The following is a 7,827-nucleotide window of genomic DNA, read 5'->3' as shown; positions in this document are numbered from 1 at the left end:
TCGACGAGCTCGAGGAGCTCCTCGTCGTCGACCATGTCGGCCTTGTTCAGCGCGACCAGGATGTAGGGCACGCCGACCTGACGCGCGAGCAGCACGTGCTCGCGGGTCTGGGGCATCGGGCCGTCCGTGGCGGCGACCACCAGGATCGCGCCGTCCATCTGGGCGGCGCCGGTGATCATGTTCTTGATGTAGTCGGCGTGACCCGGGGCGTCGACGTGCGCGTAGTGGCGCTTGTCGGTCTGGTACTCCACGTGGGAGATGTTGATGGTGATACCGCGCTGACGCTCCTCGGGAGCGTTGTCGATCTGGTCGAACGCGCGGGACTCGTTCAGGTCCGGGTACTTGTCGTGCAGAACCTTGGTGATAGCCGCGGTCAGCGTCGTCTTGCCGTGGTCAACGTGACCGATGGTCCCAATGTTGACGTGCGGCTTCGTCCGCTCGAACTTCGCCTTCGCCACTTCGTTGTCCTCCTGGACTGTTGGTGCTCGTTAAAGCAGTGTTGGTGTTTTCAGTTGTGCCGCGCCCAAGGCTTTGCAATGACCCGGCAAGATTACTCCGAGGGGATTTTTACTGACCCGTCGCCTTCGCGATGATCTCCTTCGACACGTTGGCCGGTACTTCGGCGTACGAGTCGAACACCATGGAGTAGTTCGCCCGGCCTTGGGTCTTGGACCTCAGGTCGCCGACGTAGCCGAACATCTCCGACAGCGGCACGTGCGCCCTGACGACGCGTGCACCGCTCCGCTCCTCCATGGCCTGGATCTGGCCACGGCGGGAGTTCAGGTCGCCGATCACGTCGCCCATGTAGTCCTCGGGCGTGGTGACCTCGACGGCCATGATCGGCTCCAGGATGACCGGTTGTGCTTGCTGCGCAGCCTTTTTCAGGACCTGCGAACCGGCGATCTTGAACGCCATCTCGGACGAGTCGACCTCGTGGAAGGCGCCGTCGAGCAGGGTGACCTTGAGGTTCACCAGCGGGTAGCCGGCCAGCACACCGTATTGCATGGCGTCCTGCGCCCCGGCGTCCACCGACGGGATGTACTCCCGGGGGATGCGGCCACCGGTGACCTTGTTCTCGAACTCGTAGGTCGCACCGTCCTCGCCGGTGAACGGCTCGAGGTTGATGATCACCTTCGCGAACTGGCCCGAGCCACCCGTCTGCTTCTTGTGGGTGAACTCGACGTTGTTCGCGGCCCGCTTGATGGTCTCCTTGTAGGCCACCTGCGGCTTGCCGACGTTGGCCTCGACCTTGAACTCGCGACGCATGCGGTCCACCAGGATGTCCAGGTGCAGCTCGCCCATTCCGCCGATCACGGTCTGGCCGGTCTCCTGGTCCAGGTGCACCTTGAAGGTCGGGTCCTCCTCGGCGAGCTTCTGGATCGAGAGGCTCAGCTTCTCCTGGTCGCTCTTGGTCTTGGGCTCGATGGCCACCTCGATGACCGGGTCCGGGAAGGTCATCGACTCGAGGACGACCTGGTCGTTCGGGTCGCACAGGGTGTCGCCCGTGGTGGTGTCCTTCAGGCCGATCACGGCGTAGATGTGACCCGCCGACGCGGTCTCCACCGGGTTCTCCTTGTTGGAGTGCATCTGGAACAGCTTGCCCAGCCGCTCCTTCTTGCCCTTGGTGGCGTTGATGACCTGGCTGCCGGAGTCGACCTTGCCCGAGTAGACCCGGACGTAGGTCAGCTTGCCGAAGAACGGGTGCGTGGCCACCTTGAACGCCAGCGCGGCGAACGGCTCGTCGGTCGACGGCTTGCGGATGACCTCGACGTCCTCCTTGCCCGGCGCGTGGCCGACGGCCGGCGGCACGTCCAGCGGCGAGGGCAGGTAGTCGATGACCGCGTCCAGCATCGGCTGGACGCCCTTGTTCTTGAACGCGCTGCCGCACAGGACGGGGTAGGCCTCCGAGCTGATGGTCAGCTTGCGGATGGCGCCCTTGATCTCCTCGACGGTGAGCTCCTCACCACCCAGGTACTTGTCCAGTAGCGCCTCGTCCGTCTCGGCGACGGCCTCGAGCAGCTTGGTGCGGTACTCGTCGGCCTTCTCCTGCAGGTCGGCCGGGATGTCGACGACGTCGTACTTCTCGCCGAGCTTGGCCTCGGCGCTCCACACCTTGGCCTTCATCTCGACCAGGTCGACAACGCCCTCGAAGTCACCCTCGGAGCCGACGGGCAGCTGGATCGGGATGACGTTGGCGCCCAGGCGCTCCTCCATGGTGCGCACGGAGAAGTAGAAGTCGGCGCCGATCTTGTCCATCTTGTTGACGAAACAGATCCGCGGAACGTCGTACTTGTCGGCCTGGCGCCACACCTGCTCGGACTGCGGCTCGACACCCTCCTTGCCGTCGAAGACGGCGACGGCACCGTCGAGCACGCGCAGGCTGCGCTCCACCTCGACGGTGAAGTCGACGTGGCCCGGGGTGTCGATGATGTTGATCTGGTTGTCGTTCCAGAAGCAGGTGGTAGCCGCGGAGGTGATGGTGATCCCCCGCTCCTGCTCCTGCTCCATCCAGTCCATGGTGGCGGCGCCGTCGTGCACCTCACCGATCTTGTAGCTGATACCGGTGTAGTAGAGGATGCGCTCGGTCGTCGTCGTCTTGCCGGCGTCGATGTGCGCCATGATGCCGATGTTGCGGACCTTGGTCAGGTCGGTCAGCACGTCCTTCTGTGCCACAGAAGTCTTCCCACTCTTTCGATTGCTTGGTTCGCTGTCTTGTTTGCGCCGGCCCCGTCGCCGGCTAGATCACCAGCGATAGTGCGCGAAGGCGCGGTTGGCCTCGGCCATCTTGTGGGTGTCCTCGCGTCGCTTGACGGCGGCACCCAGGCCGTTGCTGGCGTCCAGGATCTCGTTCGCCAGCCGCTCGACCATGGTCTTCTCGCGACGCTGCTTGGAGAAGCTGACCAGCCAACGCAGGGCCAGCGTCACCGAGCGGTCCGGTCGCACCTCGACCGGAACCTGATACGTCGCACCACCAACGCGGCGACTCCGCACCTCGAGGGAAGGCTTGACGTTGTCCATTGCGCGCTTGAGAGTGATCACCGGGTCGGTGCCGGTCTTCTCACGAGCTTGTTCGAGCGCACCATAAACAATGCGTTCGGCCAGCGATTTCTTCCCGTCCAGCAGGACTTTGTTGACGAGCTGCGTGACGAGCTGCGAACCGTAGACCGGGTCGTTGACCAGCGGACGCTTGGGCGCGGGCCCCTTGCGCGGCATTAGCTCTTCTCCTTCTTGGCGCCGTAACGGCTGCGGGCCTGCTTGCGGTTCTTGACGCCCTGGGTGTCGAGCGAACCGCGGATGATCTTGTAGCGCACGCCGGGCAGGTCCTTGACTCGGCCACCACGCACCAGCACCATCGAGTGTTCCTGCAGGTTGTGGCCCTCGCCCGGGATGTAGGCGGTGACCTCGACCTGGCTCGTCAGCTTCACGCGCGCGACCTTCCGAAGCGCCGAGTTCGGCTTCTTCGGGGTGGTGGTGTACACGCGAGTGCATACGCCACGGCGCTGCGGGCTGCCCTTCAGGGCCGCGGTCTTGACCTTGGCGATCTTGTCGCGGCGACCCTTGCGGACCAGCTGCTGAATGGTTGGCATCTAGGAGGCTTTCTGTGTTCGTGTTGGGCGTCTGTCGGCGGTTCTCAAGTCTTCGTACTGCAGTTATGCCCGGTCGCACTACCCCGCGGCCGGGTGTGTCGCACGCGTTGCGCACCGGAGGACGATCCGATGCATCGTGGACATGCGAATTCGCCCGGCATCCACTTCCTTACGGTTAGGCGCCGTAAGCCGCCAGGCACGAGCCTCCACAATACCCGCCGCCGGTCTTGCAGGTCAAAGCGGCGGTCAAACCCCGGACACCGTCGAAGCTAGCCCCTGACGCCGTCGTGGGTGACGCGCCGCTCCAGACCCGCCGCCAGGCGCAGCACCATGTCCGAAAACAGCGCGTCGGTGTCGATGTCGTCCATGACACCGGTCATCTCCAGCAGCACGAAGCCGTGCAGCGCGGACCAGAACTCCAGCGCCGCGTGGAAGGCCTCGTCGCCGTCGAGCCCGTAGGAGGACAGCACCGCGATCACCGGCGCGGCCGCGCCCCGGGTGGCCGCCGTGTACTCCGGGTCGTCGCCGCCCAGCGGCATCCGGGTGAATGCCGAGTAGCGGCCGGGGTGGTGATGCGCATAGCTGCGGTAGGCGCCCGCCATGACGAGCACCGCGTCGTCGCGGGCGCGGCCCTCGCCGACCCGGTTCAGCATCGTGATGATGTCGTCGATGACGCGGATCCGCACCGCCCGGCGCAGGTCCTCCAGGCTGTCCACGTGGTTGTACAGCGACGGCCCCTTGGTGCCCAGCTGCGTCGCCAGCGCGTTGATGGTGAGGGCGTCCCAGCCCTCCCGGTCCAGGAAGGTCAGCGCGCCGTCGATGATGCCCTCGCGGCTCAGCTTGGCCGGGCGGGAGCCGGCCCTCCCCCCGCGCGGGCGCCCGGCCGCCGTCGGCGTTTCGGGCTGAGCTGCCATGGCGGGGCCCTTCGCTCGGGATGTTCGGGGTGCTTAACTAATGACTCTAGTTGACGCCGGTCGCGAAACTATTTCAGCCACGGCCGGATGGACGTAATCTCAGTCCAGCTGATCACCCGTCACCAAGGGGGCCCGCAGTGCACTGGACAACCGTCGCCGGGTCGCTGGCTACCTGTGTCATCACCGTCGCCGCCACCCCCGCCCCCGCGGCGCACGCCAAGAACGGCGACACCCACGTCGTCGGCCAGGGCATCCAGCAGACGCTGGACTGCAACGACGCCACGCTGTTCGTCAACGGCTCCTTCAACAACGTCACGGCGCTGGGCAACTGCTACGCGGTGACGGTGATGGGCTCGTCCAACACCGTCGTCGCCGATTCCGTCTCGCACGACATCACCGTCTACGGCTACGACCAGACCGTGTTCTTCCACAACGGCGCGCCGGTCCTGTGGGACCGCGGCCGCGAACTGGGCATGACCAACCGGCTCCAGCAAGTGCCCGGCTAGGCCCGACACGACGTCACCATCCAACTTCAGGGGAATCGAGGAACATTGTCCGCCCGCATCTTTGACCGCCCCTCGGGGCTGATCGCGCTCACCGTGGCCCCGGCGCTCGCGGCCGTGTTGGTGGCCGGCTGCAGCTCGACGGCCAACCCGCCCGGCGGTTCCAGCACGACGACCAAGAGCAGCCCGACGACGACGACAAGCGCCGGGGCGGCCACCACCACCAAGTCGGGCGGGGCCAGCACCACCGCGTCGGTCGAGATCGGCAACACGCTCACCTACGGGTCGATGGGGACCACCGCGACGCTTGACTGCGCCAGCGGCAAGTCGCTGAACGTGGGCGGCTCGGACAACACCCTCACCATCACCGGCTCCTGCGCGACGGTGACCGTCGGCGGCGCGAGCAACAAGATCACCCTGGACAAGGTCGACACGCGGATCAGCGTGATCGGATTCAACAACACCATCACCTACAAGGACGGTGAGCCCAAGGTGGACAACCTCGGGTCGGGCAACACGATCACCAAGGGCGGCTGACGGTAGTCGTTCCCTGACAGGGGCATTCGCCGTGAGGCGAGCGTTTTGATTGGGGCATATGATGATCCCGGCAGAACGGAATCCAGCCATGCTCACCCGCACCACCATCCGCGCCGGCGCACTGGTCACGGCGATCGTGGTGCTGACAGGCGTCGTGATGCTTCCCCACGAGGTGGCGGCGGCCGACCCGACCGACGACCAGTTCGTATCACTGCTCGACCAAAAGGGAATCCCCGCGCTGGACAACATTCCCAGCCTCATCGGCACGGCACACCGGATCTGCCGCCAACTCGATGGCGGGATGCCGGTCGACGGCGTAGTCGACGACCTGAGGGAACGGGCCTTCAAAGCCAATCCGGGCGGCGGCCAGTACCCCGCCGATCGCGTGGCGCGCACCATCGCCCGATTCATCTCCGCTTCGGTCGAGGCCTATTGCCCGAACAACCAGCCGAAGATCGCTTCGCTGCAGGGCGTGGCCAATCGCGGACCCGGTTCGAGCGAACCAACCGCCCAACCGGCCGGGGTTCGGCTGGCGTCGTACGGACCGTTGCCCGCGGGGGAAACCGCGCAGCCGGACCCGCCGCAACTTCCGCCGCCGCCCGCCCCGACGGCCCAGATCCTGGCGCCGCCCCCGCCCGTCGCGGCCCCGTCGCCGCGGCCGCAAGCGCCCGCACCGGCGCAAGAGCCACAACCGGGACCGCAGCAGGGACCGACGGTGGCTCCCGCACCGGGTGGCCCTCCCGGCGCCGGCGGTGACACCCCTCCCACGCCGCCCGGCAGGGTGCGGCTCGCGCCGTAGGCTAGCCCGCGGGAGCGCCGTGCCGGCCCGCGCCGGCGGCGAACCGCCCAGCCCCCTCGTTCGCCTCGGCGGCGACGCGGGAGATGCTGGCGAATTCGAAGTCGATCGCCTCGGATTCCGTTGTCCCCCATTGATGTAACGCCGAGAGTCGATCGGACCGCAGGCACTGCTGCGGCAGCGCGGCCAGTTGCGCCGCCAATTCCTCCGCCGCCTGCCGCGCCTGGCCGTTGGGCACAACGCGGTTGGCCAGCCCCATCGCGAGGGCTTCGTCGGCCTTGACGCCGCGGCCGGTGAGGATCATGTCCATCGCGCGGCTGTGTCCGATCAGCCGCGGCAACCGCACCGTGCCGCCGTCGATCAGCGGCACGCCCCAGCGGCGGCAGTACACCCCGAACACGGCGTCCTCCTCGGCCACCCGCAGGTCGCACCAGACGGCCAACTCCAGACCCCCGGCGACCGCGAAGCCGCTGACGGCGGCGATCACCGGCTTGGACAACACCATTCGCGTCGGCCCCATCGGGCCCGGGCCCGTCCGGTGCACGGCGTTGGCGTCGGGCGTGCCGAAGGCCTTCAGATCGGCGCCGGCGCAGAACGTTCCGCCGTCGCCCCACAACACGGCGACCGATGCGCTGTCGTCGCGGTCGAATTCTTCGAACGCCGCGTACAGCGCGGCGGCCGTGGGGCCGTTGACCGCATTGCGGGCGGCCGGCCGGTTCAGGATCACCGTCGTCACCGGGCCGTTGCGTTCGATGCGCACTGGGTCGCTCATTTTGCCTCCGCGAATAGTGGTTCCCGCCGCTGCAGCAGCTCAGTGGCGAAGTCGTGGTAGGCCGCCCGCAGCCGCGCACCGGGCCAGTCGGCGGGCAGCAGTTCGTCGGGCAGGACCGGGTCGGTGAGCAGGTGTCGCACCGTCGCCGCGGCCACCACGAACCGGGCGGGAATGTCCGGCGCGGCGGCCATCTCGTCGAGCAGCCGGTTACCGGCCCGGGCCCACGCGGGCAGGTCCCACAGCTGGGTGGCGAGTTCGGCGGCGTCGTCGACGCGCGCCCGCAGGACCCGCACCCGGGCGTCGATCTCGGGATCGAGGTCGGACTCCAGGTTGTCGGGGCGCATCCACACACCCTCGCGCAGTTCACCGAAGCGCTTGCCGTGCATGGCGTTCCGCAGCGAGGCCCGGGTACGCGCGTCGCCGCCCACGCTGGTTACGATCAGCGTGACCCACTCCCCGCCCCACGGGCGGACCCGCGGGTCGATGGCGTCGTCCTGGCGGCGCTGCCGGGCCAGCAGCCGATCCGAGAGCCGATAGCCGTCGGCGGAGCGGATCAGGTCACCGGCAGCCACCATGCGGGTCAGCGCCACCCGCAGGGTGGTCTCTTTGATGCCGAAGTCCGCAGTGAGCCTGACCAATTCGCTGGCCCGGGCGTGCGCCGGGTGGGCGCCCAGCAGCACGCTGAGCACCACCGACCGGGCCGTCATGGTGGCCATGG

10 protein-coding genes are annotated in these 7,827 nt (G+C 67.5%); 3 read left to right on the top strand and 7 right to left on the bottom strand.

Annotation, left to right across the window (positions count from 1 at the left end):
* From A9X05_RS20575 to A9X05_RS20555, 5 genes are all read right to left on the bottom strand, one after another.
* The coding region (locus A9X05_RS20575; protein ID WP_156736863.1) for a GTP-binding protein at positions 1 to 458 on the bottom strand (458 nt) is incomplete at its 3' end.
* 109 nt (positions 459 to 567) lie between these two features.
* Positions 568 to 2,673, bottom strand: coding sequence for an elongation factor G (gene fusA, locus A9X05_RS20570; protein ID WP_073880591.1), 2,106 nt, complete (start codon positions 2,671 to 2,673; stop codon positions 568 to 570).
* Positions 2,674 to 2,742: 69 nt separating this feature from the next.
* Entirely contained in the window at positions 2,743 to 3,213 is a 471-nt protein-coding gene (gene rpsG / locus A9X05_RS20565) for a 30S ribosomal protein S7 (protein ID WP_066999224.1), read from the bottom strand.
* Positions 3,213 to 3,587 (bottom strand): 30S ribosomal protein S12, encoded by a 375-nt coding sequence (gene rpsL, locus A9X05_RS20560; RefSeq protein ID WP_007167812.1) that lies wholly within the window; start codon positions 3,585 to 3,587, stop codon positions 3,213 to 3,215. The genes rpsG and rpsL overlap by 1 nt, the downstream gene beginning before the upstream one ends.
* Before the next feature lie 269 nt (positions 3,588 to 3,856).
* Positions 3,857 to 4,501: a TetR/AcrR family transcriptional regulator gene (locus A9X05_RS20555; RefSeq protein ID WP_067753453.1), complete on the bottom strand. Its 645-nt coding sequence runs from the start codon at positions 4,499 to 4,501 to the stop codon at positions 3,857 to 3,859.
* Between the two features lie 137 nt (positions 4,502 to 4,638).
* On the opposite strand from A9X05_RS20555, the gene A9X05_RS20550 reads away from it, so the two are divergent.
* From A9X05_RS20550 to A9X05_RS32550, 3 genes are all read left to right on the top strand, one after another.
* The gene (locus A9X05_RS20550; RefSeq protein WP_067753450.1) at positions 4,639 to 5,007 is read left to right on the top strand and encodes a DUF3060 domain-containing protein; all 369 of its coding nucleotides are present in this window, start codon (positions 4,639 to 4,641) and stop codon (positions 5,005 to 5,007) included.
* A 57-nt stretch (positions 5,008 to 5,064) separates the two neighbouring features.
* Complete coding sequence (locus A9X05_RS20545; RefSeq protein WP_231969170.1) at positions 5,065 to 5,541, top strand: DUF3060 domain-containing protein; 477 nt, start codon at positions 5,065 to 5,067, stop codon at positions 5,539 to 5,541.
* A gap of 88 nt (positions 5,542 to 5,629) precedes the next feature.
* Entirely contained in the window at positions 5,630 to 6,340 is a 711-nt protein-coding gene (locus A9X05_RS32550) for a DUF732 domain-containing protein (RefSeq protein WP_067753541.1), read from the top strand.
* 1 nt (position 6,341) lies between these two features.
* Here the strand turns inward: A9X05_RS32550 and A9X05_RS20535 are convergent, their stop codons facing one another.
* Both A9X05_RS20535 and A9X05_RS20530 read right to left on the bottom strand, forming a co-directional pair.
* Complete coding sequence (locus tag A9X05_RS20535) at positions 6,342 to 7,109, bottom strand: crotonase/enoyl-CoA hydratase family protein (protein WP_067783817.1); 768 nt, start codon at positions 7,107 to 7,109, stop codon at positions 6,342 to 6,344.
* Positions 7,106 to 7,825, bottom strand: coding sequence for a PaaX family transcriptional regulator C-terminal domain-containing protein (locus A9X05_RS20530; RefSeq protein ID WP_067783814.1), 720 nt, complete (start codon positions 7,823 to 7,825; stop codon positions 7,106 to 7,108). The genes A9X05_RS20535 and A9X05_RS20530 overlap by 4 nt, the downstream gene beginning before the upstream one ends.
* Positions 7,826 to 7,827 lie beyond the last annotated feature (2 nt).

This window comes from Mycobacterium sp. E3298 (genome assembly GCF_001666895.1).
Taxonomy (GTDB): domain Bacteria; phylum Actinomycetota; class Actinomycetes; order Mycobacteriales; family Mycobacteriaceae; genus Mycobacterium.
The sequence above is the reverse complement of the archived record's forward strand: the minus strand, read 5'-3'. Positions and strand labels throughout refer to the sequence as shown.

Coding starts and splice junctions, on each gene's coding strand:
- A9X05_RS20535 (WP_067783817.1), bottom strand. CDS start 7,109: ATGAGCGACCCAGTGCGCATCGAACGCAACGGCCCGGTGACGACGGTG.
- A9X05_RS20555 (WP_067753453.1), bottom strand. CDS start 4,501: ATGGCAGCTCAGCCCGAAACGCCGACGGCGGCCGGGCGCCCGCGCGGG.
- A9X05_RS32550 (WP_067753541.1), top strand. CDS start 5,630: ATGCTCACCCGCACCACCATCCGCGCCGGCGCACTGGTCACGGCGATC.
- rpsL (WP_007167812.1), bottom strand. CDS start 3,587: ATGCCAACCATTCAGCAGCTGGTCCGCAAGGGTCGCCGCGACAAGATC.
- A9X05_RS20530 (WP_067783814.1), bottom strand. CDS start 7,825: ATGGCCACCATGACGGCCCGGTCGGTGGTGCTCAGCGTGCTGCTGGGC.
- rpsG (WP_066999224.1), bottom strand. CDS start 3,213: ATGCCGCGCAAGGGGCCCGCGCCCAAGCGTCCGCTGGTCAACGACCCG.